Below are 26661 nucleotides of genomic sequence, written 5' to 3'. Positions count from 1 at the left end.
AATTATAGTTGAAGCAATAAGTAGTTGAATACAAATCATCTTTAGGCAAGGCCGACGATGAGGGGACCTAGCAAAGTCAAGAATACGTTTGCCAGTGCATAAGTAATGGCGAATGGAACCGTGGGAATGGAATTTCCAGCTTTATCTAAAATCGCACCAAAGGCAGGGTTGGCACTTCGCGAACCTGATAAGGCACCTGCCATAACCGCAACATTGTCATAACGCAGCACATAACGGGCGAAAAGCATGGAAAGAATCAGTGGAACTAAGGTAACCACGACGCCAATCATAAATAGGGACAGACCACTATCTTTAATGGTTTGAATGGCTTGTAGACCAGATTGCAAGCCTACAGCAGCGACAAAACCTGCAAGCCCTAAATCTTTAAGCAGTTGCGAAGCAGCTAAAGGCATATTGCCATGAACCTGATTACGGCTGCGTAGCCAACCAAATAGAAGCCCTGAGAGCAATGCACCGCCACCTGCACCCAGTGTTAAAGGGACATCGCCAATACGAATCACAAACAGACCAATCAGTAAGCCAACCACAAGGCCTGCACCGTGAAAAATCCAGTCGGTTTTTAAGCTTTCTGGCAAGGCCGTGCCTGCTTCTTTGACTAAACGATCAAGATCACTTTTGGTGCCATAAACAGTAATGACATCGCCTTGTTGCAGCACGGTATCATCACTCAACGTTTGGGTTTCATCATTACGTTTAATTGCCAGTACGTAAATCCCATGTTTTAAAGTGTCAGGGGTATTGGTCTTAATATCGCCTAAACTACGATTGATATATTTGGAATTTCTCAGGATTACATCGGTGGTATCCATAATCATTTCCATGCCTTGTGAGGACTGTAACTCAGTACCAATTTGATCTGAAACAGCCACCACACTGGCACGACGGCCGACGAGTAATATTACGTCATCGGTTTGTAAAGTCAGTTCTGGTGCTACATCAATCAGTTGATCTTTACGTTTTAACCGTTCAATGGTGATGCTGGCTTGTTTTGCTTCCAGCTCTGCCACAGTTTGCCCACTGGCTTGTTTAACTTTATAAATACGGCCAACAATTTCAGGCATCGCCAGTTCTTGACCTGGGGATAATTCAAAAGCACCCTTGAGACGTTCTGACTGGGCTTTCAACGCATCATCATGAATTTCTTTGCCCATAAATTTAGGCAGGATATTCACGCAGACAATAATGGCACCCAATGAACCGAAAATATAAGTCACGGCATAGCCGATTGCGACATTGGCTTGCAGCTTTTGAATCTCAGCTAAGGGGAGGTCGAGACGGGAAATCGCATCACCTGCAGTACCGATAATTGCAGATTGGGTCATGCCACCTGCAGCGAGTCCTGCGGCTAAACCTTTATCGAGGTGGAACAGTTTCGCCATCACCAACACGGTAATTAAACCACTCACTGCCATGAATACGGCTAACAAGATCTCCTTGATTGATTGAGGGCCTAATGATTTAAAGAACTGGGGACCGCTTTCAAAACCAACGGCATAAATGAACAAGGCAAATAAAATGGCCTTGACGCCGTTGTCGACTGGGACACCGATGAGGCTGAGTACCACTGCAACAAGTAGAGAGCCTGCTACACCACCGAACTGAAATTTTCCGAATTGAAACTGACCGATCCAGAAACCGATTGCCAAAGACAAGAACAGTAATATCTCTGGACTATGTTTTAATTCGCCTTGTAACCATTCAATCATTATTTGATCTCACTGTTATTATTCGATCTATCTTTAGGTTTAAAGTTATTTATTTTTAATGTTTTTTTAAAATACTATGCTTCTCACGCTAATACAAATGAGCTGGTTTTTAGCTTTATTTTTTAAAAAATTATTTATATATCAATTTTTATTAGAATACTTTAAGAAGAAATTTGGTAGAAAATTTAAACATTGTGGTGTTAATTACAATATGTAATTTTTACATACAAAACATAACATTTAGGGTCGTAAAGTATAAAGTGTGAGATAAATATCACATTAAAGAAAAATATTAAATCCTCATAACATTTAATTTTCATATTTGTCATCAAATATAAACGTTTAGATCTAACTCATAAACTATGGGAATTAAAATTTCACTTAAATATTATTTATTTTAATGAAGCAGTATTCGGGATTTTGAAATAACTGAATAATAAAACAGCACAATCATCAGAAAATTAATGTTCATTTAAGCAAAGGTGATTAACTTAAACATACCGACACAATTGTTGTCGCAATACACCTTTCGCCACATTTCCAGATGTGGCTTTTTTTTGTCTTAATATTTTGATTGTGAGTTAAATCACTTGGCGTAGATCACGCGCCGTTTCCTGTAATAAGGGCAAGATGTGAGTAATTAAATAATCTTTGGTGGTACGCATGGTGGGAGAAACGATATTTAAGGCAGCAACGACGGTCGCATTAGAGTCGTAAATTGGCACTGCGACCGCATGCACGCCTAATTCATGTTCTTCACAGGAATAGCACCAATCTTGCTCTTTGATTTCATGTAGTAAGGCTAAAAAAGCCTCACTCTCGGTATGAGTATATTTGGTGAGACGTTTTAAGGGATATTTTGCTAACCATCGTTTTTGTGCTTCAGGGGTTAAATGTGCCAGTAGAATCTTTCCAGCGGAAGTCGCATGGGCAGGAAGTCGATTGCCTAAATGCAAACCATAAGGATTGACCCGATCGGTTTGTTGATGAGCGGCGCTACGGGCAATGGTAATTGCTTCATAACCATCTAAAACCATCACCGAATAAATCAGCGAAGTTTGATTGGTTAAAAGGTTTAATAAAGGCTGACAGATTTTAGGAAGCGGTGAGCCATCTAAATAAGCCCCAGAGAATTTAAGGATCTTGGGCGATAAATAATAGTAGTGCCCATCAAAATCCAAATAGCCTAAGTATTCTAGCGTCAGTAAATGCCGTCGCGCAGCGGCACGCGTCATGCCTGTTTTTTCTGCTGCGGTACTCATGTTGAGACGGTGGCGATCAGGTCCAAAGCATTCCAAAATGCTGAGACCTTTTGCAATACCTGCAATAAAATCCTCGTGCCGAATCATTTTTTTGTTTTCGGTATGATGAATCAAACGCGGATTCTTTTCCTGATCATTTTCCATAATTTAGACATCCTTGCTAAAACGGTTTTTCTATCAAAAACATTCTAAGCGAAAGATGACCAATTTACTTGGATAATGTTCGATCATCGAACATAAAAATTAATCATCGAACAAAATGCACTTCTAAGCCTAGAAGTGAGCGCCGAATTTATCAAGAATAAATAGAAGAAATCCGAACAAAGCACTCGACTTAATTTCATCGGTTTTCAGGATGAAAATACGAGTGATGCATCGTACAGGAAGTAGTCAGATGATTGATAAGAGTAGCACCTCATTCACCGAGGTACTGTCACAGGTCAAGGATGGCGCCACCATCATGATTGGCGGCTTTGGCACTGCAGGACAACCCGCAGAATTGATTGATGGATTAATTGAACTTGGCATCAAGGACTTGATCATTGTCAATAATAATGCTGGTAATGGCGACTCTGGTTTGGCCAAACTGCTTAAAACAGGTGCAGTACGCAAAATCATCTGTTCCTTCCCACGTCAGTCAGACTCTTGGGTATTCGATGAACTGTATCGTGCTGGCAAGATTGAACTGGAACTGGTGCCGCAAGGCAATCTGGCCTGTCGCATTCAAGCGGCAGGTATGGGACTCGGTGCGGTCTTCACGCCAACAGGCTTTGGTACCTTATTGGCGGAAGGCAAAGAAACCCGTCATATTGATGGCAAAGACTATGTACTGGAATATCCGATCAAAGCCGACTTTGCCTTAATCAAAGCACACAAAGGCGACCGTTGGGGCAATCTGGTCTATAACAAATCTGCGCGTAACTTTGGTCCAATCATGGCGATGGCGGCGGATGTCACCATTGCTCAAGTGTCTGAACTGGTCGAACTCGGTCAGCTTGATCCTGAACACATTATTACCCCTGGGATTTTTGTACAGCATGTGGTCGCTGTTGATGTAGCCAATGGCACAGGAGTAGAACAATGAGCTATCAAAAATTAAGCCGTGACCAGATTGCTGAACGTGTCGCACAAGATATTCCCGATGGTGCTTATGTCAATCTCGGTATTGGTCTGCCCACCAAGATTTCCAATTATCTTCCTGCCGATAAAGATGTATTTCTGCATTCTGAAAATGGCTTGCTGGCATTCGGTCCACCGCCTGCCAAAGGTGAAGAAGATCCTGAGTTGATCAATGCAGGTAAGGAATATGTGACCATGCTGAAGGGCGGAAGCTTTTTTCATCATGGTGATTCTTTTGCCATGATGCGCGGTGGTCATTTGGATATTGCAGTACTCGGTGCTTTCCAAGTGGCAGCCAATGGTGATCTGGCCAACTGGCATACTGGTGCAGCAGATGCCATTCCTGCGGTGGGTGGTGCGATGGATCTGGCTGTCGGTGCCAAGAAAGTATTTATCACCACCGATCACAACACCAAGCAAGGTGAGCCGAAGATTGTTGAAACTCTTTCATATCCAGCAACAGGACTGAAATGTGTTGACCGTATTTATACCGACTTGTGTGTGATTGATGTGACCACAGAAGGTTTAAAAGTTATTGAGAAAGTGGATGGTCTGAGCTTTGAGGAATTGCAAGCTTTGACGGGTGCTCAGTTGATTGATGCGACGTAAGGATAATAAATCTCCCCTAACCCCTCTTTTTAAAGAGGGGAACTCCTCCCTTTATTAAAGGGAGGTTGGGAGGGATTTTAGATAAAGGAAAATATTTAAAATGAAAAACGCTTATATCATCGATGCTATCCGTACCCCATTCGGTCGTTATGCGGGCGGATTAGCTCCAGTACGTGCAGATGACTTGGGGGCGATTCCAATTCAGGCCTTGATGCAACGTAATCCAAGTGTCGATTGGCAACACGTCGATGATGTGATCTATGGCTGTGCCAATCAGGCAGGTGAAGACAACCGTAACGTCGGACGTATGTCGGCACTATTGGCAGGTTTGCCTTATCAAGTACCCGCCACCACTGTGAACCGTTTATGTGGTTCATCATTAGATGCGATTGCGATGGCTGCCCGTGCCATTAAAGCCAATGAAGCTGATTTAATCATTGCGGGTGGTGTGGAAAGCATGAGCCGTGCACCCTATGTGATGGGTAAATCGGATAGTGCCTTTGGCCGTAGTCAAAAGATTGAAGACACCACCATGGGCTGGCGTTTTATCAATCCAAAACTCAAAGGCATGTATGGTGTCGATAGCATGCCGCAAACGGCTGAAAACGTGGCGGAACAGTTCAACATCAATCGTGCCGATCAAGATCAGTTTGCCCTGAACAGCCAACAACGTACTGCAACGGCGCAAGCCAAAGGCTTCTTCGCCAATGAAATTGTGCCTGTGACGATTCCACAGCGTAAGGGTGATGCGATTGTTGTAGATGCAGATGAGCATCCACGTGCATCAACCACGTTAGAAGCACTAACTAAACTTAAGGGTGTGGTTAAAGCTGAAGGCACTGTGACAGCAGGTAATGCCTCTGGGATTAATGATGGTGCTGCGGCTGTGCTGATTGCTTCAGATGAAGCGGTGAAAAAATATCAACTTAAGCCACGCGCCAAAATCATTGCTGCGACTACAGTTGGTGTTGAACCGCGGATTATGGGCTTTGCGCCTGCACCTGCCATTAAGAAATTACTGAAACAGGCCAATTTGACTTTAGATCAGATGGACGTGATTGAGTTGAATGAAGCTTTTGCGGCACAGGCTTTAGCGGTGACCCGTGATTTAGGCTTGAGTGATGATGATGCACGAATTAATCCGAATGGTGGTGCGATTGCTTTGGGTCATCCTTTAGGTGCCTCTGGTGCGCGATTGGTGACAACGGCCTTAAACCAACTTGAACAAATCAAAGGTCAGTACGCCCTGTGTTCGATGTGTATCGGTGTCGGTCAGGGTATTGCCTTGATTATTCAACGTGTTGAGTGAGGTTTGCCATGAGCCAGTTATACGCCAGCTTATTTTATCAGCCTGAAGTCACTGCCATTTTTAGTGATCAAGCTTTATTGAGTTATATGATTCAAGCCGAAGTGGCTTTAGCCAAAGCTCAGGCGCAGGTCGATGTCATTCCCGCTTCAGCGGCAACGATGGTTGAGCAGGTTGGACACAATGCCGTAACGCAAATCGATATGGATGCATTGGCTACAGCAACAGGACTGGCAGGTAACATTGCGATTCCATTGGTCAAGCAATTCACCGCTTTGGTGAAACAGCAAGATGAAGATGCTTCGCGCTATGTACATTGGGGTGCGACCAGTCAAGACATGATTGATACGGCAACGATTTTACAGTGCCGTGATGCCTTGGCATTGATTGAACAGCAATTGCAACAGGCGTATCAAGTGAGCTTAAAGCAAGCCCAACAATACCGCCATCAGGTCATGATTGGACGGACTTGGTTACAGCAAGCTTTGCCGATTACTTTGGGACATAAATTTGCCCGATGGGCAGCAGCCTTGAAACGTGATCTTGATCGTCTGCAAGCAATGAAACCTCGCGTATTGACTGCACAACTCGGTGGTGCAGTAGGTTCATTGGCCTCGCTACAAGATCAAGGTTCAGCGGTAGTTCAAGCTTTTGCTGCACAACTCGATTTAACTGCTCCTGAATGCACTTGGCATGGTGAACGTGACCGTATGGTTGAGCTTGCCAGTACGCTTGCTTTGATCGTTGGAAATGTCGGCAAAATGGCAAAAGACTGGTCATTGCTGATGCAAACCGAAATCGCAGAAGTCTTCGAGCCAGCAGCAAAAGGGCGAGGTGGTTCATCGACCATGCCGCATAAGCGTAATCCTGTAGCAGCAGCCTCAATTCTTGCCGCAGCTAATCGTGTGCCTGCCTTAATGGCAAGTGTGTATCAAAGCATGGTGCAAGAACATGAACGTGCTTTGGGGGCTTGGCATGCAGAATGGTTAGCAATCCCAGAAATTTTCCAGTTATGTGCAGGTGCTTTAGAACGTAGTTGTGATGTGATTGAACATATGCAAGTCAATCCAGATGCGATGCAACGCAATCTAGAATGCACACAAGGTTTGATCATGGCCGAAGCGGTGATGATGGCACTGGCACCAAAGCTTGGACGTTTACATGCGCATCATCTGGTTGAACAGGCCTGTCAGCAAGCGATTGCCCAACAGCAGCATTTAAAAGTCATTTTGTCAGCGATGGATGAAGTCAACGCTCATTTTAATAATCAGGCTTTGGATGAGCTGTTCCAGCCCGCAACTTACCTCGGCAATATTCAGGCGCAAATTGATGCCGTACTACACGCAGCACAAGGAGAGTAAGTGCATGATCACGCATATCAATAATCGTCAAGGACATCCTCTAGCTGTTCAGGTCGAAGGTTTAAAAGATGCACCAATCATTATGTTCTCTAACTCTTTGGGAACTGACCACGGTATGTGGCAGGCGCAAGTGGCAGCCTTGACTGAGCATTATCAGGTCATCACCTATGATACACGTGGACATGGTACCAGTAGCGTGATTGCCGATACGACCTTGCAACATCTGGCAGAGGATGTGGTTGATATTCTTGATGCTTTAGCCGTTGAAAAAGTACATTTCTGCGGTATTTCAATGGGCGGAATTACAGCCTTGGCCTTGGCCATCGATCATGCACAACGCTTTCATAGCATTACGGTTGCAAATTCGGCTGCAAAAATCGGTCATGCCGAGGCATGGAATACCCGTGCAGATAGTGTAGAGAAAAACGGTTTGGCAGAACTTGTAAAAACCACGCATATCCGTTGGTTTAGTGAGCATTTTGATTATGCACACGATGTGCTGGCACAAAAAACCATTCAGAGTCTGGCAGTGACACCTGCCCAGGGGTATGCCAATGCATGTCGTGCTTTAGCTGATGCCGATGTTCGGGCGCAACTTGGTCAGATTCAAATTCCCACTTTAATTATCGCAGGGCAATACGACCCCGTCACCACAATCCAGGATGCAGAGTTTATGCACCAACTCATTGCAAGCAGTCAGCTTGAGATCTTGGCGGCGTCGCATTTATCCAATATCGAACAACCCCAAGTGTTTAATCAGGCACTGTCCAAGTTTATTCAAAATATATAACCATCAGGGTTAGCAAGGAATTCGCTTACAAGGAGGCAACTATGGCACAGGAATTTGCTGTATCAAAAAATAGTATAGATGCACAGGCATTAATTGATAATGCACCGATAAGTAAATATCAGTGGATGATCGCAATCATTTGTTTTCTCATTGTATTTGTCGATGGAATCGATACTGCGGCAATGGGCTTTATTGCACCAGCATTAACTCAGGACTGGGGCATTGACCGTTCTCAGCTTGGACCGGTGATGAGTGCAGCACTCGGTGGCATGATTATTGGAGCACTGGTGTCAGGTCCAACCGCTGATCGTTTTGGGCGCAAGATTGTTTTAACTGTTGCAATGTTGATTTTTGGTGGTTTTACCTTGGCATCTGCTTATGCTGACAACCTGAATCAATTGGTGGTATTACGCTTTTTAACAGGTATTGGTTTGGGTGCAGCCATGCCGAATGCCACAACTTTGTTCTCGGAATATTGCCCGAAACGTGTACGCTCTATTTTAGTGGTGTGTATGTTCTGCGGTTTTAACCTAGGCATGGCGATTGGTGGCTTTATCAGTAGTTGGCTGATTCCTGCTTTTGGTTGGCACAGCTTATTCCTGTTTGGCGGAATTATTCCTTTGATATTGATGCTTCTGGTGATTGTGTTCTTGCCGGAGTCTTATCGCTTCCTGATCGTAAAAAATAAGAGCCCTGAAAAAGTACGTAATATTTTAAACCATATTGCGCCTTCACAAGTCCAAGGTATTACCCAGTTTCATATTCCTGAAGAAGAATCGAATGTTGCACCCAAGGGCAACGTATTCAAGATGTTGTTTTCCAAACAATATGCCAAAGGTACGGTTTTATTGTGGCTCACCTATTTTATGGGCTTGGTCATCATTTATCTATTGACCAGTTGGTTGCCAACCTTGATGCGTGAAACCGGTGCGAGCATGGAACGTGCGGCATTTATCGGCGGATTGTTCCAGTTTGGCGGTGTACTCAGTGCATTGGTGATTGGCTGGGCAATGGATAAATTCAATCCAAATCGAGTATTGGCAGTGTTCTATGTCGTGGCAGGTATTTTCGCTGTAGCCGTTGGTCAAAGTCTGAATAGCCCGACCTTATTGGCCATTCTGGTGCTTTGTGCCGGTGTTGCCATCAATGGTGCCCAGTCTTCCATGCCTGCATTAAGTGCCCGTTTCTACCCAACTCAATGTCGTGCAACAGGGATTGCATGGATGATGGGAATTGGACGTTTTGGTGCGGTATTTGGTGCGTGGATCGGGGCGATCCTGCTTGGAAATAACTGGTCATTTACCGCCATTCTGAGCCTGCTAATGATTCCCGCAGCCGCAGCAGCAGTCGCCATTTTTGTTAAATCTATCGTTGCCCATACCGATGCAACCTAATCGAGGAAAAAGTCAATGAATGATGAGCAGCGTTATCAACAAGGACTGAAAGTCCGTACCGAAGTACTGGGCGAAAAACATGTCGGACGTTCTTTAGAGAACCTGAATGATTTCAATCAGGACTTCCAGAACTTTATTAGTCGCTTCGCCTGGGGGGAAGTGTGGTCACGTGAAGGTTTACCACGCCATACCCGCAGTCTGGTCACGATTGCCATCTTATTGGCTTTAGGACGAGAAGACGAACTGAGAATGCATTTACGTGCCTGCTTCAATAACGGTGTGACTAAAGATGAATTAAAGGAACTGATTTTACATAGTTCTTTATATGCCGGTTTGCCAGCAGCGAATGCGGCGATGCATATGGCCGAAGACGTCTTTAAAGAACTTGGCATTGACGTGCAACCCGTTGCGGCACAACCACAGGATTAAGGAGACAGGCATGTTAAAGCATACATTAGGTGCATACCCACAACGAAACACCGATGATCATCCGCCAGCATATACACCCGGTTATAAGACCAGTGTATTACGCTCGCCAAAGAATGCCTTGATCTCAATTAATGAAACCTTGACTGAAGTCACTTCACCGCATTTTTCACCGAGTATTTTTGGTCCTAAAGATAATGACTTGATCCTGAACTATGCCAAAGAAGGTCTACCTGTGGGTGAACGTATCATTGTGCATGGTTATGTGCGTGATCAGTTTGGTCGTCCTGTGAAAAATGCCTTATTAGAAGTGTGGCAGGCCAATGCATCAGGTCGTTATCGTCATCCCAATGACAAATTTATTGGTGCAATGGACCCTAATTTCGGTGGTTGTGGTCGTACCTTAACCGATGAAAATGGTTTTTATATTTTCCGTACCATCAAACCAGGTCCGTATCCGTGGCGCAACCGGATTAATGAGTGGCGCCCAGCGCATATTCATTTCTCCTTAATCGCAGATGGTTGGGCACAGCGTCTGATTTCGCAGTTCTATTTTGAAGGCGACACGCTGATTGACACCTGTCCGATTTTAAAAACCATTCCATCTGAAGATCAGCGTCGTGCCTTGATCGCACTGGAAGATAAAAACAATTTCATTGAAGCAGATAGCCGTTGTTACCGCTTTGATATTCATCTGCGTGGTCGTCGTGCGACTTATTTTGAAAATGATTTGACATAAGGGAGACATACGATGAATGCATGGAATTTTCAGGAATTGAAAGAGACCCCATCACAAACCGGCGGTCCTTATGTGCATATCGGTTTATTACCGCAACAAGCTAATATTGAAGTATTTGAGCATAACTTTGATAACCAGTTAGTCAATGAGCAAACGCAAGGACAACGTATTCGTCTCGAAGGTCAGGTGTTTGACGGGCTGGGTTTGCCATTACGAGATGTGTTACTGGAAATCTGGCAGGCAGATGCCAATGGGGTTTATCCAAGTCAGGCCGATACCCAAGGCAAAACAGCCGATCCACATTTTCAGGGTTGGGGCCGTACGGGGGCTAATTTTGAAACAGGCTTTTGGAGCTTTAATACGGTAAAACCGGGCGCTGTTGCTGGGCGTAAAGGTTCAATTCAGGCACCGCATATTGCTGTCGCCGTTTTTGCCCGTGGCATCAATATTGGTTTGCACACCCGCGTTTATTTTGAAGACGAAGTGGACGCCAATGCCAATGATCCTGTTTTAAACAGCATTGAATGGGCAGTACGTCGCCAGACTTTAATCGCCAAACGCAGTGAAGTGGATGGTGAAGTGGTTTATCGCTTTGATATTCGTATTCAGGGTGATGATGAAACCGTGTTTTTTGATATTTAGAGATTTCTTTAAATGTCTTCGTTTCTGGGATGGGCTGATCATGGAATTACTTAATTCCTGAAATTGAAAATACTCCTCACTTTTGATTTGTGAGGAGCAATCAGAAAATGAAATGAGAACTCGGCAAGACGTCGCAGAGTTGCAAAAAATTTATTAAGGACGATACCGATGAAAATGAAAACACTGGCAGCAGTAATGTTGCTTGTTAGCCCCTTATTGATGGTTCAAACAGTACAAGCGCAAGACAATCTGCCAAAGCAGGTTGAATTATCTGAACTGGCAACGCTGCCGGTGAAAACTATTGTACCCATCACTGCCAAAACCAAAGAGCAGGCAATTGCTCAGGCAAAAGTGATTGCCGCGAATCCTGATGCTGATCTCGCGGAGTTTCGGATTGATTTACTCAATTTTGCCAATGATAGCAAGCAAGTGATTGCCTTGGGCCAAGAGCTAAAACAGATTCTGGGCGCTAAGCCGATGATTGCCACGATTCGTACTCATAACGAAGGCGGACAGCTAACCATTAGCGATGCAGATTATGGCAAGACTTATCAAGCGTATTTACAGCAGCCATTTATGGACATTCTTGATGTGGAAATGTTCCGTGATCAGCAAGTTGTGAAGAATACCGTCAAATTGGCGCATGCAAAAAAAGTGCTGATTGTGATGTCCAATCATGATTTTCAAAAAACACCACCTGAGGCCGAAATCATCAAGCGCTTACTCAAGCAGGATGAGTTAGGTGCCGATATTCTGAAAATTGCAGTGATGCCGCAAAGCAAACAGGATGTATTTACCCTCATGAATGCGACTTTAAAAGTGAGTCAGCAATCTAAAAAGCCATTGCTCACCATGTCGATGGGGAAACTCGGCACCATTTCCCGCATCGCGACGGCCAATATGGGTGGCAGTTTCAGTTTTGGCATGATTGGTGAAGCATCGGCACCCGGCCAGATTGATGTGACCCAACTAAAACAGTTTTTAAAAACGGTTCAACCGACACAATAATTTAAAAAGGATTTTTTGATATGAAAACAATTTGCTTACGTTTAAGTACTTTAGCCATCGCTATGGCCGTTTCGGGTTGGGCAGCAGCAGAAACTTATATTGTCGATCGTTATCAGGATGATGCGGATCAAGGTTCTTTACGTTGGGCAATTGAACAAGCCAATAGCAAACCGACAGAAGCCAGCGAGATTCTGATTCAAGCGGTAGGCAAAGCACCCTATGCGATTAAGGTCAACAGTCCATTACCTGAAATCAAAGCGCCTGTAAAAATCATTGGAACGCAATGGGCAAAAACTGGTGAATTTATTGCGATTGATGGATCAAATTATATTAAAGGCACAGGGGTCGAAGCCTGCCCAGGTGCAGTCGAGGGGCAATTCGGCACCAATGTCCGTACCACCACTTTGCCGGGCATCGTATTACGCGACATCAATGGCGTCACCATCCAAGGCTTGGAAATTCGTCATTTCTGTATTGGGATTTTGATGAATCGTGCCAGTAATAACCTGATTCAAAATAACCGTATCATGCATAACTATGGTGGCGCAGGGGTGATGTTGACAGGAGATGATGGCAAGGGTAATCCAACCGCGACCACCACCAATAACAACAAAGTATTGAACAACTATTTTCAGGACAATGGTGACGGGCTTGAACTGACCCGTGGTGCAGCATTTAACTTGGTTGCCAATAACCAGTTTATATCAACAGCCGCAAATCCTGAACCATCTCAAGGAATTGAGATTTTGTGGGGCAATGACAATGCCGTTGTGGGGAATAAATTTGAAAATTACTCAGATGGTTTACAGATCAATTGGGGTAAACGTAATTATATTGCCTATAACGAACTGACCAATAATTCCAACGGTTTTAACCTGACGGGTGACGGCAACATTTTTGACAGCAATAAAGTACATGGCAATCGGGTGGGTATCGCGATCCGCTCTGAAAAAGATGCCAATGCCCACATTACTCTGACCAAAAACTTAATCTGGAATAACGGCAAAGATATTAAACGTTGTGAGGCGGGTGGAAGTTGCGTATCGAATCAACGTGTTGGCGCGATTATCTTTGACGTTCCAGGATTAGAGCATGCACATTTCGTCGGTTCACGTGGTCATGGGGTCAAGATTGATCCTGCCAACTTGCAAAAAACCTGCAACAAACCAGATGAGCAAGGCTGTAATGCTCAACCGAACCAGAATATTCAGGCACCGAAACTAAGCTTGTCCAAAGGACAAATTGCAGTCGAAGTCAAAGGCCAGCCGAACCAGCGTTATCAGGTCGAGTTTTTTGGCAACACATCAGTAAATTCAAATGAAGCAGAGCTTTATTTAGGTTCAGCGGTTGCTGCAACCAATGCACAAGGAACCGCAACGCTGACTTGGAAACCAACAACCCAAGTGGCTTCAGTGACAGCAACGATCACTGACCGTGTAGGTGCAACATCTGAACTCAGTTCAGCTGTAAAACTGAAATAAACGGCAAGGAGGCCGAATATGAAGTCGAATGCATTATTGCTCAAACTGAGCTGTCTGGCAGTTACTGTATGTGTTGCTCAATCTAGTTTTGCGGATCAGCCGTGGTCACCAGAGCGTCAATGGCTCCTCGGTGACTGGAATGGTCAGCGTCAGCAACTGGAAAAAGACGGTTATAAATTTAACCTGAATGTCATGAACCAAACGGCAACAGTGCTGGACGGTCTGGAACATCATCCCACCAAAAATGCCAATCAGGTGGCATTGGGCGCAAATTTTGATTTGGCTAAAATTGCAGGATTACCCAACACGACAGCCGCTCTAACTGTGACCAAACGGGATGGACGTAATATTGCAAGTAATATAGGCATGAACGGTAGTCCAACGGAAATTTATGGGCGCGGTAATATCTGGCGCTTGACGCAAGCATGGATTAAAACAGGATTTCTAGACAATACCCTGCAGTTTAAATTGGGGCGTATGGGAATGTCTGAGGACTTTAATAGCTCACACTGTAATTTTCAGAGTTTGATTTTATGTGGTGGCCAAGTGGGCAAGAGTCAGGGCGATGTCTGGTATAACGGCCCTGTGAGTGGGTGGGCTGCAAATGTGAAATACCAGTTTATGCCTGAATGGACATTTGGTGTCGGCGTTTATGAAAATAATCCCGAAAATACTGAAGTGAAGGACAATGCAAATTTCAACCTGTCTACGGATCGGGCAAAAGGTGTCTTGATTCCTGTCGAGTTGGCTTGGAAAACCAATAAATTAAACGGTTTGGCGGGCGAGTATAAAGTTGGCGGTTTCTGGAGTAGTCATGACTATGATCGAGTTGATGCACAAGCAGGACAAGATCCAAAATCAGCCATCTGGCTGAATACCCAGCAACAGTTGAGCAGCAATGCCACGGATTCAAAGGGGGGGTTATATGGCGCCGTGAATCTGGTCTGGAACAATGATAAAACCGCCAATATTTCTGATACTCAGCAAATCGCCTTCTGGTACAAGGGAGCCTTGCCATCACGACCAACCGACCAGATCGGTTTTGGTGTAGGGCGTTATAAATTTAATGATCAGGTGGCAGCCAATCGCGATCGTGATGATGAGATGAATGTTGAACTGAACTATGTTTACAACTATTCCCCAGCAGTGATGTTCCGTCCCAATATCCAGTATGTTTATCAGCCAAGCGGCAATCAGTCTCGTGATAATGTCTGGGTAGCCGGTATTTCAGTTGGGCTGAATTTTTAATACAGGAGTATGCCAGATGTCTGAATCTTCAAGCTCGCATATCATACTGAAAATATGGTGCTTTATTTTGGCGCTAGTTTTGTTACTCACAGGCTTGTTTTTTACAGTCGGTGGGTTTCAACTCGCGACGTTAGGTGGATCATGGTATTTCGTGATCTCGGGTGTATTCACGCTGATCTCGGCTGTTTTTATTTTTAAGAAAAAAGCGCTGGGTGTCTGGTTATTCAGTCTGGTTTTTGCAGGAACGATTATCTGGTCATTGATCGATGCAGGGTGGGAATTCTGGCCTTTATTTTCAAGACTGATGTTCCCCGCAGGCTTATTTGCCGCGCTGATGTTTACTTTACCTGCCATTCGCCGTTATCAATTCCAGCCGAGTGCAGATCTACCTGCTTATGGTCTTGGGATATTAACGGTGATTGGCATGGTGATAGGTTTTTATCAGATGTTCCAGCCACATCCAACGGTTGCGGCCTCTGGACAGGCCTTGCCTTTGGTTCCTGTGAAAACTGATATGAAACAGAGCAACTGGCAGCATTATGGTCAAGATACAGGTGGTAGTCGTTTTGCTGCATTGGATCAGATCACACGAGACAATGTGCATCAGTTGAAAGAGGTCTGGCGTTTCCGTACGGGTGATTTCACCACAGGCTCGGGAAATGGTGCAGAAGATCAAATGACCCCGTTACAGGTGGGCAATAAGATTTACCTATGTACCCCGCATAACAATATTTTTGCCTTGGAAGCGGACTCAGGCAAACAACTCTGGAAAGCCGAAGTCAACTCCAAGTCAGATGCATGGGAGCGTTGTCGTGGGGTTGCGTATTTCGATTCTACCCAAACCTTGGTTCAGCCAACTTTGGCTGGTGCGACGCCTGTAAAAGCTGTCGCAAACAACACCTCATGTCTACGCCGTGTTTATACCAATACACCAGATGGTCGCCTGGTTGCAGTCAATGCAGATACAGGTGAGCGTTGTAAAGACTTTGGGGTAGAAGGTACCGTTGACCTACTCAAAGGTTTGGGTGAGGGTACAGCTGCACCACGCTTTGAGGTGACATCTGCACCAACCATTGCGGGGACAGTGATCGTGGTGGGGAGTCGGATTGCCGATAACTTTGCCGCCGATATGCCGGGTGGAGTGATTCGTGCATACGATGTCATTACAGGTGAATTACGTTGGGCCTTTGATCCACGTAATCCAGATCCAAACCATGTGTTAAAAGAAGGTGAAACCTATAAGCGCAGTTCTGCTAACTCTTGGGCAGCGATGTCTTATGATCCGCAAATGAACACAGTATTCTTGCCAATGGGTAGCTCATCTGTTGATGTATGGGGCGGTAATCGTCAACCATTGGACCATAAATACAACTCATCCGTATTGGCTTTAGATGCGACCACAGGTCAGGAAAAGTGGGTTTATCAGACTGTTCATAATGACTTGTGGGATTTTGATTTGCCAATGCAACCCAGCTTGGTGGATTTCCCAATGCAAGATGGCAGCAATAAACCCGCTGTGGTGATTGGCAACAAATCAGGTCAGTTCTTTGTCTTGGATCGTGTCACAGGCCAACCACTCACCAAAGTGATTGAGCAGCCAGTGAAACCTGCTGATATCAAAGGTGAGCAATACAGCCCAACTCAACCGCGTTCGGTGGAAATGCCACAGATTGGCAATCAAACCTTAACCGAATCGGATATGTGGGGCGCAACGCCATTTGACCAGTTGATGTGCCGAATTAACTTTAAATCGATGCGTTATGAAGGTTTATTTACTGCACCAGGTACGGATAAATCTTTAAGTTTTCCGGGTTCTTTGGGCGGCATGAACTGGGGCAGTATCGCCTTTGATCCAAGTCATCAATATATGTTTGTCAATGACATGCGCTTAGGTTTATGGATTCAGCTGATTGAACAAACCCCAGAAGATTTGGCTGTTCAAGCCAATGGTGGAGAGAAAGTGAATACAGGCATGGGTGCAGTGCCGATGAAAGGCACCCCTTATAAAGTCAACAAAGATCGTTTCTGGTCAAAGTTGAATATCCCATGCCAAAAACCACCTTATGGCACCATGACCGCAATTGATATGAAAACCCGTCAAATTGCTTGGCAGGTTCCAATGGGAACCGTGCAGGATACAGGGCCAATGGGCATCAAAATGGGGCTTAAAGCACCGATTGGAATGCCGACCATTGGTGGGCCAATGGCAACTCAAGGTGGGGTGGTATTCTTTGCCGCAACACAAGACTATTATTTACGTGCATTGGATTCGTCTTCGGGCAAAGAGTTATGGAAAGCGCGTTTACCTGTAGGGAGTCAAGGTACCCCAATCAGCTATGTGTCTCCAAAAAACGGTAAACAGTATGTGTTGATTACTGCGGGCGGTGCACGCCAGTCGCCTGATCATGGTGATTATGTGATTGCGTATAGCTTGAACTAAGCTGTTTAAACTGACTTAAAAAACGGCAATCTCTATGATTGCCGTTTTTTCATTGAACTGATCTTAAGCTGTCGCTTTTAACACGGGCATCTGTACAGCATCAGAAATTACTACGAATTGTGGTTGAGCATTTTGACCTAGTTGATAATCTGAGAAGTTAATTTGCCAAAAACCTAAGCTTGCGGTTGTTGAAATATAGAAAACCTGATTGCTGTGATCACGAACGATTTCCCATTGAGTATAGTCACCCTTGATATTGCCACTTTGATCAATGCATTGTTCGCGAGTAACATAAATACCTTTAATCACATTCATTACATGGGCAATCGCGGCAGTGTTAGTTGGGCGTTGTGTTTGGTTTAACCAAGGAATTGAATAATTCAGTGTGAAGGCAGTACGTAGGAAACGATCAGAAGGCAATGCAGAAGAAGAGAGCCCGATTGAACCACCGCCATTACCGGCTTTATTCACATTCAGACCAATGATAGTCTGGCTGTCCGTTTCAACATTGGTAACGCCCAGATAATTTTCTAGGTTGGTACGATGCCATTCAATAAACGGGGTATTGGTCATGACTCCAATATCGGTATTGTCAGTAATTGCTAATTGCCCATCACGGAATTCAAGCACCAGACTTGCGCCAGTTTTATCGTGAAACTGGAAATGAATCGGGATTAAATTTTTGAGCTCATCCGTGTGATTGAACTCGCTATGTTCAGAAAACTGTAGCGGATCCCAAAAATATAAGACCTCTCCAAGAGACGTCGGCTGTCCTTGCTGAATGGCGTATAAATCCTGTTTTAGTGTTTCAACTGAATTGTAGTTAGAAGCCGCCCAGCCACAAATATCCAAAGCTGAAATGAGTTTGGCAGTTGGTGGTGCATCGGCTTTTTTAGGATAACGGGAAGGTGGTAACCAAAGTGCAGCTGCCGAAAATCCGTCTGTATTCATGGCATCGCATAGTTTGGTATCAAGCAGATTTAAAGGGAGCTTAATCCCAATCCCCATAAAACCATATTTTGCAGTCCAGTGATAAGCTGGTGTGTTCGGACTTAAGGTATCAATTGCCTTTAAGGACGTTGCCAATGGAATTGCAGCCAGTTGCCAAGTAAAGGTGGCGGCAAAATCCATGGTACGTCCAGAGATACGATAGCCTGTTGCTTGAGGTAGAATAAACTCGGTACACATATTATTTTCTCTTTTGATTATTAGAATAAATCATGATTTTTGGTTTTTATTTGATCTTAAATTATTATGTAAGTGCTCTAAATATATAAGATCGTTTGAGTATTTAAAAAACTAGCAGAGGATATTTTGATAGTCAAATAGTTTTAATATAAATATAGGGTTCTATTTTTAAATATTATTTTAAATAAAAATAAATAATTAGATGCCGTATTTTCTAGTTTAAATCATTCGAACATTACAGTCAGAAAGTCGATATTGCGTGTGGGTAAGTAGAGTTGGCATATTCATTGCTTCATTTATGATATCTGGTCAGACCAGTCAGACAATGCATTAATTTGGAGCAGTGATGCAACTCGAAACATTCAATCAGCTCGATTCAGATGCGGCCCAACGGGTCTTGCAAGGCTGTGTGCACATTCCCACTTGGATTTCCGAGCTGCTACAGCAACGTCCTTACAGCTCTAAAGCACAGCTTTATCAAACTGCGCTGGCACAAGCTCAAACCTGGCAATGGCCTGAAATCACTGCGGCTTTGGCGCAACATCCACGTATTGGCGAGAAAAAAGCAGCAGCGGTGTTGTCTGAAAAAGAACAGCAGTTTTCTCAGCAAGAACAAGGGCAGATCCAAATAGATGCAGTCCTGCAATTGGCACTTTATCAGGGCAATTTAGACTATGAGCACAAATTTGGGCATATCTATTTGATTCGTGCGGCAGGTCGTTCAGGGCAGCAGATATTGTCAGAGTTGCAGCGCCGACTTAAAAATACAGCAGAACAGGAACAGGCCGAAGTGAAGCAGCAATTGGCTGAAATTGCGCTGCTTCGTTTAAATCAGGAGATTCAATAATGGCGGGTATCAGTACACATATTTTAAATGCATCACTGGGTCAGCCTGCGACAAAGGTTCTGGTGAAATTACTGCAACAAGTGGATCAGAACTATATGTTATTGGACCAACAATATACTGATGCAGATGGCCGTATTAAAACATTTAATATCGAGGTATTTGCGCAAAGCAATTATCAATTAATTTTTGAAGTTGCCGATTATTTTCAAGCTTTAAATACCGAAAGTTTTTATCCACGTGTATGTATTGATTTTAAGGTCGCTGATATTCAACAGCACTATCACGTGCCTTTATTAATCAGTCCTTTTTCATATTCAACCTATCGTGGCAGCTAAATCAACTCAAGCAATGTGGACATCATGAATTAAATTAGAGGAATTAACCCATGCAGCAAGACAACCTAGACCGTGAGGCTCACGGATCAGCAGAACATCAATATTTAGGCATGAACAAAAACCTCATTTATGGTTTGCAGCATGTCTTGACCATGTATGGCGGTATCATTGCACCGCCATTAATTATTGGTGCTGCGGCAGGCTTGCAGGCCTCTGAAATTGGACTATTGGTGGCGGCGGCATTATTTGTTGGGGGAATTGCCACCGTTTTGCAAACTGTTGGTTTTAAGCATTTCGGCGCAAAATTGCCGATTGTTCAAGGGGTCTCTTTCGCAGGTGTCGCCACCATTCTAGCCATTGTGACCACAGGCGGTGGCTTGGCCTCGGCGTTTGGTGCTGTGATTGTGGCATCGATTATTGGCCTGTTGCTCACACCATTTTTCGCAAAAATTATCCGTTTCTTTCCACCCGTGGTGACGGGTTGTGTGATTACCATGATCGGTATTTCGCTAACACCAGTGGCAATTCGCTGGATTATGGGCGGCAATCCAAAAGCTGAAAACTGGGGTGATCCAGCCAATGTTGGTTTGGCATTGATGACCTTGGCGATTGTGATTATTTTTAGTATGTTGCGGAGTCAGATCTTACGTCGGCTTGCGATTTTGATTGCCATTGTGCTGGGAACTGTACTGGCTTATTTTGCAGGATTCACTGATTTTTCCAATGTCGGTTCAGGTTCTATTTTTGCATTGCCGAGCTTTTTCCGCTTCGGTTTTCCTGTCTTTGAGTTTTCTGCCATTCTGTCCATGGTGATTGTGACATTGGTGGTGATGACGGAAACCACTGCAGATATTATTGCGATTGGTGAAATTGTTGGCAGCAAAGTCGATTCCAAACGTATTGGGGATGGTTTACGTGCAGACATGCTATCGAGTGCAATTTCACCGATCTTCGGCTCATTTATGCAAACGGCATTTGCACAGAATGTTGGACTGGTGGCGATTACTGGAATTAAAAGCCGATTTGTGGTGGCAACGGCAGGGGGAATCCTGATTGTTTTAGGTTTACTACCGATTGTCGGGCGCTTAGTCGCATCGATTCCGATGCCAGTATTAGGCGGAGCGGGGATTGTCCTGTTTGGAACGGTCGCAGCCAGTGGAATTCGCACTTTAGCAAAAGTGGATTATAACGAGCATAAGAATCTGATCATTGTCGCAACCTCATTGGGGATCGGCATGATTCCAATTGTAAACCATGAATTTTATGCGCAGTTCCCTGTTTCTGTGCAGATGTTATTACACTCTGGTATTAGTTCAACCTGTATTACAGCAATTCTACTTAACATCATTTTCAATCATCTTCCATTCACTAAAAAATCAATGCAAGTAGCCAGCTTGCCCTTGAATTCAGGGCATTGATCATCACGGATTCAGGATTGGATGTTCAAACTGAATCCTGCTTTTTATCTATTATGGATTTAAAAGAGGCAGAGAATGTTGCCAGTCAAAATCAATCTGAATACATGCTGTTTGGCATTTATAACTTCATGGGTGCTTTGAAAGGTTTTAGTGTCAGTAATTTTGCAGGGATTCAGACTTCTCCGCGTTATGACAAAAATTTCTTACAAAACCGTTTTGCACTGAGCTACAAATTTTAAAGGACGAGATAATAGTCATGATGGCCAGCTTAAATAGCCGTTCAAGAATCTGGATTAAACAACCACTCGCAATTTTTACCGCAAATCAACTCGACGCGAGTAATGGCTTGGTGATTGAAAATAATAAAATTGTCGAGGTTTTGGCAAAGGATCAGCAACCCAGTCTGCCATGTGATGACATATTCGATGCCAAAGACTTGGTGGTGATTCCTGGGTTGGTGAATAGCCACCATCATTTTTATCAAACCTTGACGCGGGCTTGGACTCCTGTGGTTAATCTACCTTTATTTCCATGGTTGGTTAATCTGTATCCGGTATGGGCACGTCTCAATCCAGAGCAGTTACATGTGGCGACCCAAGTGGCTTTGGCGGAGTTGTTATTATCGGGCTGTACCTTTGCCGCGGATCATCATTATTTATTCCCGCAACAGTTGACCGATGCGATTGATATTCAAGTCAATGCGGCGCAACAATTGGGAATGCGGGTGATGTTAACTCGTGGTTCGATGAGTCTCGGACAAGAACAGGGTGGGTTGCCGCCACAGCACACCGTACAAAGCATGGAGGTCATTTTAAGGGACAGTGAACGCTTGGTGCAGAAATATCATCAACGCGGGGATAACGGTATGGTTAATATTGCCTTGGCCCCATGCTCACCTTTTTCGGTCACACAGGAGATTATGCGAGAAAGCGCGCAACTTGCCCAAAGACTGGATGTTAGATTGCATACACACCTTGCAGAAACCTTGGATGAGGAAAGCTTCTGTCTGGAAAAGTTTGGTATGCGTACGGTAGATTATTTAGAACATGTGGGTTGGCTAAATGAACGGACTTGGCTGGCGCATGGTATTCATTTTAATGCAGATGAAATTCAGCGTTTAGGGCAGGCTGGAGTAGGGATTTGTCATTGTCCACATTCAAATATGCGCCTCGCTTCAGGGATTTGCCCAACCCTCGATTTAATGCAGGCAGGTGCCAAGGTGGGTTTGGGCGTTGATGGCTCTGCCTCTGGAGATGCTTCAAATTTAATTCTGGAAGTTCGTCAAGCCATGTATTTACAGCGTTTAAGATATGGTGCTGAACAGATTACTCCTGAGTTGGCCTTGCATTGGGGAACTCATGGTTCCGCACAGCTATTAGGGCGTGGAGAGCATTTAGGACAATTTGCACCTGATTATCAGGCCGATTTAGCCTGTTATAAGCTCGATGAATTGAAATTCTCAGGCAGTCATGACCCGATTGCAGCCTTACTCTTATGTGGTGCGGATAAAGCGGAACATGTAATGGTTGCAGGCCAGTGGCAAGTCAAACATGGCGAGATTCAAGGGCTTGACTTAGAACAACTGAAGGCAAAACATCGTGCCGCAGCAAAAGCCTTATTGGCGGCTTAAGAAATCGTGATTGATTTAAAGGAGGGGGCTGATAAGCGCCCCCTTTTTTAATTTAATCGAGTGGATTGCCAATAATATTACTGATGATGCCTTGCATGATATGTGAACCTTGTTCTTGATACAGAGATTGATACCATTCTTCAGTCACTTGTGGATCTTTCATATGGGTGATATCGCAACGTTTACGTGCCCGAAGTACCATTTCTTTGGTACGATCATTGCGCTTGTTTTGATAACGTGCCAATGCATCCTCTAAACCAAAGGTGTTAATTTGTAGGGCACGGGCGAGATAAATCGCATCCTCCATGGCTTGGCAGCCGCCTTGTCCGATATCAGGCGTAGTGCTATGTGCTGCATCACCTAATAGCACCACTCGTCCCTTATAAAAATTCATAAATGGTTCAATATCGTGGATTTCGACACGATTGGTTTTTTGCGCATCTAAACGTTCAATCAGTTTTTGTACAGGTTCACACCAGCCACTGAAATGGAATTTCAGGTCTTGCTTGTACTGCTCACGCTGATTTTCCAATCCAGCCGCTAACGGCACATCAAAGAAAAAATAGAAACGATTTAGGGCAACGGGCATCAGTGAGACACGCTTACCTTCACCGATATACGTCGTCCATTGCATGGCAGGCGCAATCGCTTCATCTATATCGACCAAACCGTTCCAATTCACATAACCGGCATAGCGGCGTTCTACCTGATAACCGAGGACAAATTTTCGAGTGAGAGAGTGTGTGCCATCTGCACCAATCAACAAATCAGCTGTAATTTGTGAGCCATCTTGAAAATGAAGGGTAACATCATCTTGATGGCTTTCAATCTCGATCATTTTCATGCCCAGTTTGATATCTGCCAGACCAAATTGCTGCATGAGTAATTGTTGTAGATCTGCTCGGGCGACAGGGTAGGCACGTTGCCCAACTTCTTTATATAAAGGTGATAAGCTAAATTGAGTCATGGTTTGCTGGCTCAGTCCATCCACATAAGCCAGAGACTCCATTTGTCCACCAAGCGCCTGAATTTGATCGGTTAAGCCCAGATAGTTGAGGCACTTTACCCCATTTGACCAAAGTGAAATGGCTGCACCGACGGGTAAGATTTCCGCTGCTTGTTCATAGATCGTGACCTGATGACCAAATTTTTTTAAAGCGATACCAGCAGTCAAACCGCCCATACCTGCACCTACAATCGCAATATTCATCGTTCAGACCCTAAAATATAAATAAGTTTCTAAACAGTTCTAAGCGAGAAGTGTGCCAATTTTAGTAACTGGTTTTACTGGTCATACCAGATAATTTGCTTTATTAAAAAGCAAAAATAGAAAGGCTGCATGGATATGGTTCAAAGCATGGGGCAAAGTGGTGCATGAATAAAAGTTCAAGTTTTTATCTAAAACACAAGTAAGATTTTTCTTAAACGAGTGTGATTGCGAAAGGATACATATGTTTAAAACACATTATAAATAATGTGCTTCGGTAGACTTTAATACGATATCCATGCCACCAGTCACGACAGTGGTTAGATGCTTATATTGCAATTAAATAAAGAGCTTTTTAAACCTTCTCATGCCGAGAAAAGTACACACCCGCTCGTTGCGCAGCACCAATAATATGCGCTTGCATGGCTTTTTCAGCTGCAACTGCATCTTGATTAAATAAGGCTTGCAGAATTAATTCATGTTCCTGAATGGTTTTAAATGCCAGATTAGGTTGAACAAAAGGCAGAATCTGGCTTTTTTTAATCCATTCGGTATGCATTTTAAGTGTTTGAATAATTGATTGATTATGGCTGAGTTCAATAATATGTTGATGAAATACATAATCGAATTCAGAAGCTGCCTGCCAGTTCTGTTGTTTGATTGCATTGGCAAGAGACTGGTAGTGTTGTTGCAGGGTCGACTTATCCGCTTCGGTTAAGTACTCACAGGCCAGCAGGGCACAGAAACCTTCCAGTACATAACGTAATTGATAGAAATCTTTAAGTGAAACACGGTGTTCACCATCCCATTGTTCTGCCGCTTGGCTATGCTGTGAAATTACATAAACCCCTTTACCTGCCTTGATTTCCAATAAGCCTAAAGCGGCAAGACGGGTTAATGCCTCACGTAAAGAAGCGCGGCTGATTCCCAACTGGAGGGCAAGATCACGTTGCGAGGGTAAGGTAGAACCGACTGCATACGTATTTTGTTGAATGCGTTGATGAATCACTTCCACCGCTTGCTCAGTCACCTGAGATGATTTTCCATTAAGCATCGCCTGTGGATTCATCTGCAACGTACCTTAAATATCAAAATAAACAGTTTGATTCTACACAAAATTTATCTTTTTGTTGGTGCTGTTGCTTAAAAATAGCTATATTTTTAACAACAGGTCAGACCAGTTGGACTGGATCTTGCATAATAGAATAGAAATGAAACCTTCAGGAATGATCAATGACAGTGCATGTTGCTAAAACCGTAGCTTTACCGACCCATTTGCAGGCGTTCACCAATCTTGCTGATGCCAGAATTGGTGCAACTATCGTAAGTTGTTCCGATGAGTTTTTTGCAGAAGCGGCAAGAATGTTGCAAAGCACACCCGCTCAATTCATTGAAGGAAAATATGATGACAATGGTAAATGGATGGATGGATGGGAAACGCGGCGTAAACGTGAGTCCGGTTATGATTGGTGCATTGTTCGTCTAGGTGCAACAGGGGTTGTATCTGGATTTGATATTGATACCTCATTTTTCACAGGCAATTATCCAGCCTCTGCTTCTATTGAGGGCTGCTATGCACCAGATAATCAATTGGAAGGTATCACATGGACTGCTTTATTGGAAAACTCGGTTTTATCTCCAGACCAGCATCATTTTTTTGACTGTGCTGCACAGAAAATTACCCATATTCGCATTAATATTTTCCCTGATGGCGGTATTGCACGTTTAAGAGTCTATGGCCGTGTGCTGCTCGAAAATGTCGATACAACCCAGCAGATGGATTTGATTGGTTTAAAAAATGGCGGGCGTATTGTGGCCTTTAGCGATGCGCATTTTGGCCATCCGAATAATCTGCTCAGCCCTGATCGTGGTTTAAATATGGGCGATGGTTGGGAGACCAAACGTCGTCGTGCCCCTGGTTTTGATTGGTGCATTATTGCTTTGGGTCAAACCGGGCAGATTGAAAAAATTGACGTCGATACCGCGTATTTTAAAGGCAATTTTCCTGCATTTTGTTCGATTCAAGCTGCTTATGTTGAAGATGCGACCGATGCACAACTTATTCCGCAGAGTATGTTCTGGCCTTTTTTATTGGAACAGCAGCCTTTGACGATGGACAATATTCATGAATATGTTGCAGAAGTGCTTCAGCATCAAAAAGTGAATTATATCCGCGTCAATATGATTCCTGATGGCGGGATTAGTCGGATTCGTTTATGGGGGAAAGTAGTTGAATAAGTTAAATTATATTATTTAGTACGATTGTGCGATCTCATAAATTGGCAGTTTATAAGCTGATTTTTATATAGGTGTTATTTTACTTTTCAAGGATGATGAGCTGTGAAACAGCGCAAGGCAAAAATCTTTCGCAGCTTTAGCCGCTGCTCATTGGCTGATGGTACGTCCTTGATACCACAGCCAAACAGGTGGCATCCATACCGCCAACCACGATAGTGAAATATTACTATGATTTTCATTTAGATA

General features: G+C 44.0%; 23 protein-coding genes and 1 pseudogene. 19 read left to right on the top strand and 5 right to left on the bottom strand.

Annotated elements, in window-relative coordinates; all coding sequences use genetic code 11:
- Positions 1-41: 41 nt before the first annotated feature.
- Complete coding sequence (aspT, locus tag NQU59_RS15110) at positions 42-1727, bottom strand: aspartate-alanine antiporter (protein ID WP_257063978.1); 1686 nt, start codon at positions 1725-1727, stop codon at positions 42-44.
- 581 nt (positions 1728-2308) lie between these two features.
- Positions 2309-3133, bottom strand: a complete 825-nt coding sequence (pcaU, locus tag NQU59_RS15105) for an IclR family transcriptional regulator PcaU (protein ID WP_005242248.1) — start codon at positions 3131-3133, stop codon at positions 2309-2311.
- Between the two features lie 250 nt (positions 3134-3383).
- On the opposite strand from pcaU, the gene NQU59_RS15100 reads away from it, so the two are divergent.
- The 13 genes from NQU59_RS15100 (at position 3384) to NQU59_RS15040 (ending at position 17552) form a co-directional block, all read left to right on the top strand.
- Positions 3384-4073: a 3-oxoacid CoA-transferase subunit A gene (locus NQU59_RS15100; RefSeq protein WP_257063977.1), complete on the top strand. Its 690-nt coding sequence runs from the start codon at positions 3384-3386 to the stop codon at positions 4071-4073.
- On the top strand, positions 4070-4717 hold the full coding sequence (locus NQU59_RS15095) for a 3-oxoacid CoA-transferase subunit B (RefSeq protein WP_110925070.1): 648 nt from the start codon (positions 4070-4072) through the stop codon (positions 4715-4717). Before NQU59_RS15100 ends, NQU59_RS15095 begins: the two co-directional genes overlap by 4 nt.
- 100 nt (positions 4718-4817) lie before the next feature.
- Positions 4818-6026 (top strand): 3-oxoadipyl-CoA thiolase, encoded by a 1209-nt coding sequence (gene pcaF / locus NQU59_RS15090; RefSeq protein ID WP_257063976.1) that lies wholly within the window; start codon positions 4818-4820, stop codon positions 6024-6026.
- Positions 6027-6034: 8 nt separating this feature from the next.
- A complete protein-coding gene (pcaB, locus tag NQU59_RS15085; protein ID WP_257063975.1) occupies positions 6035-7384 on the top strand; it encodes a 3-carboxy-cis,cis-muconate cycloisomerase in 1350 nt (449 codons plus the stop codon).
- 4 nt (positions 7385-7388) lie between these two features.
- Positions 7389-8174 carry a 3-oxoadipate enol-lactonase gene (pcaD, locus tag NQU59_RS15080; protein WP_257063974.1) on the top strand — a complete coding sequence of 262 codons (786 nt, stop codon included), beginning with the start codon at positions 7389-7391 and terminating at the stop codon, positions 8172-8174.
- Between the two features lie 41 nt (positions 8175-8215).
- Positions 8216-9568 carry an MFS transporter gene (locus tag NQU59_RS15075; RefSeq protein ID WP_257063973.1) on the top strand — a complete coding sequence of 451 codons (1353 nt, stop codon included), beginning with the start codon at positions 8216-8218 and terminating at the stop codon, positions 9566-9568.
- A gap of 15 nt (positions 9569-9583) precedes the next feature.
- Positions 9584-9997, top strand: coding sequence for a 4-carboxymuconolactone decarboxylase (pcaC, locus tag NQU59_RS15070; protein ID WP_101236375.1), 414 nt, complete (start codon positions 9584-9586; stop codon positions 9995-9997).
- Positions 9998-10007: 10 nt separating this feature from the next.
- Positions 10008-10733, top strand: coding sequence for a protocatechuate 3,4-dioxygenase subunit beta (gene pcaH / locus NQU59_RS15065; protein WP_004806145.1), 726 nt, complete (start codon positions 10008-10010; stop codon positions 10731-10733).
- Positions 10734-10745: 12 nt separating this feature from the next.
- Entirely contained in the window at positions 10746-11375 is a 630-nt protein-coding gene (gene pcaG / locus NQU59_RS15060; protein ID WP_257063972.1) for a protocatechuate 3,4-dioxygenase subunit alpha, read from the top strand.
- A gap of 219 nt (positions 11376-11594) precedes the next feature.
- Positions 11595-12383 carry a type I 3-dehydroquinate dehydratase gene (gene aroD / locus NQU59_RS15055; protein WP_257066315.1) on the top strand — a complete coding sequence of 263 codons (789 nt, stop codon included), beginning with the start codon at positions 11595-11597 and terminating at the stop codon, positions 12381-12383.
- A gap of 20 nt (positions 12384-12403) precedes the next feature.
- The gene (locus tag NQU59_RS15050) at positions 12404-13864 is read left to right on the top strand and encodes a right-handed parallel beta-helix repeat-containing protein (protein ID WP_257063971.1); all 1461 of its coding nucleotides are present in this window, start codon (positions 12404-12406) and stop codon (positions 13862-13864) included.
- Positions 13865-13882: 18 nt separating this feature from the next.
- Positions 13883-15112, top strand: a complete 1230-nt coding sequence (locus tag NQU59_RS15045) for a carbohydrate porin (protein WP_257063970.1) — start codon at positions 13883-13885, stop codon at positions 15110-15112.
- Between the two features lie 16 nt (positions 15113-15128).
- Positions 15129-17552, top strand: a complete 2424-nt coding sequence (locus NQU59_RS15040) for a glucose/quinate/shikimate family membrane-bound PQQ-dependent dehydrogenase (RefSeq protein ID WP_257063969.1) — start codon at positions 15129-15131, stop codon at positions 17550-17552.
- A 63-nt stretch (positions 17553-17615) separates the two neighbouring features.
- Here the strand turns inward: NQU59_RS15040 and NQU59_RS15035 are convergent, their stop codons facing one another.
- Positions 17616-18740 (bottom strand): linear amide C-N hydrolase, encoded by a 1125-nt coding sequence (locus tag NQU59_RS15035; RefSeq protein ID WP_257063968.1) that lies wholly within the window; start codon positions 18738-18740, stop codon positions 17616-17618.
- 346 nt (positions 18741-19086) lie between these two features.
- Between NQU59_RS15035 and uraD the strand changes: the two genes are divergently transcribed.
- From uraD to NQU59_RS15010, 5 genes and pseudogenes are all read left to right on the top strand, one after another.
- Positions 19087-19587 (top strand): 2-oxo-4-hydroxy-4-carboxy-5-ureidoimidazoline decarboxylase, encoded by a 501-nt coding sequence (gene uraD, locus NQU59_RS15030; RefSeq protein ID WP_005242213.1) that lies wholly within the window; start codon positions 19087-19089, stop codon positions 19585-19587.
- Positions 19587-19922: a hydroxyisourate hydrolase gene (gene uraH, locus NQU59_RS15025; protein ID WP_043973637.1), complete on the top strand. Its 336-nt coding sequence runs from the start codon at positions 19587-19589 to the stop codon at positions 19920-19922. Before uraD ends, uraH begins: the two co-directional genes overlap by 1 nt.
- Positions 19923-19972: 50 nt before the next feature.
- Positions 19973-21340: a nucleobase:cation symporter-2 family protein gene (locus NQU59_RS15020; protein WP_043973639.1), complete on the top strand. Its 1368-nt coding sequence runs from the start codon at positions 19973-19975 to the stop codon at positions 21338-21340.
- A 47-nt stretch (positions 21341-21387) separates the two neighbouring features.
- A pseudogene (locus NQU59_RS15015) lies at positions 21388-21579 on the top strand (hypothetical protein); the annotation flags it as partial.
- A gap of 17 nt (positions 21580-21596) precedes the next feature.
- Entirely contained in the window at positions 21597-22970 is a 1374-nt protein-coding gene (locus NQU59_RS15010) for an 8-oxoguanine deaminase (RefSeq protein WP_257063967.1), read from the top strand.
- Positions 22971-23022: 52 nt separating this feature from the next.
- Here the strand turns inward: NQU59_RS15010 and hpxO are convergent, their stop codons facing one another.
- Both hpxO and NQU59_RS15000 read right to left on the bottom strand, forming a co-directional pair.
- A complete protein-coding gene (gene hpxO / locus NQU59_RS15005) occupies positions 23023-24180 on the bottom strand; it encodes an FAD-dependent urate hydroxylase HpxO (protein ID WP_257063966.1) in 1158 nt (385 codons plus the stop codon).
- Positions 24181-24532: 352 nt separating this feature from the next.
- Positions 24533-25246: a FadR/GntR family transcriptional regulator gene (locus tag NQU59_RS15000; protein WP_257063965.1), complete on the bottom strand. Its 714-nt coding sequence runs from the start codon at positions 25244-25246 to the stop codon at positions 24533-24535.
- A 164-nt stretch (positions 25247-25410) separates the two neighbouring features.
- Here NQU59_RS15000 and alc point away from each other — a divergent pair, with 164 nt between their 5' ends.
- On the top strand, positions 25411-26415 hold the full coding sequence (gene alc / locus NQU59_RS14995; protein WP_257063964.1) for an allantoicase: 1005 nt from the start codon (positions 25411-25413) through the stop codon (positions 26413-26415).
- Positions 26416-26661 lie beyond the last annotated feature (246 nt).

Source organism: Acinetobacter colistiniresistens (assembly GCF_024582815.1).
Taxonomy (GTDB): domain Bacteria; phylum Pseudomonadota; class Gammaproteobacteria; order Pseudomonadales; family Moraxellaceae; genus Acinetobacter.
Note: the sequence above shows the minus strand (reverse complement) of the source record. Positions and strands in the feature narration are given on the sequence as shown.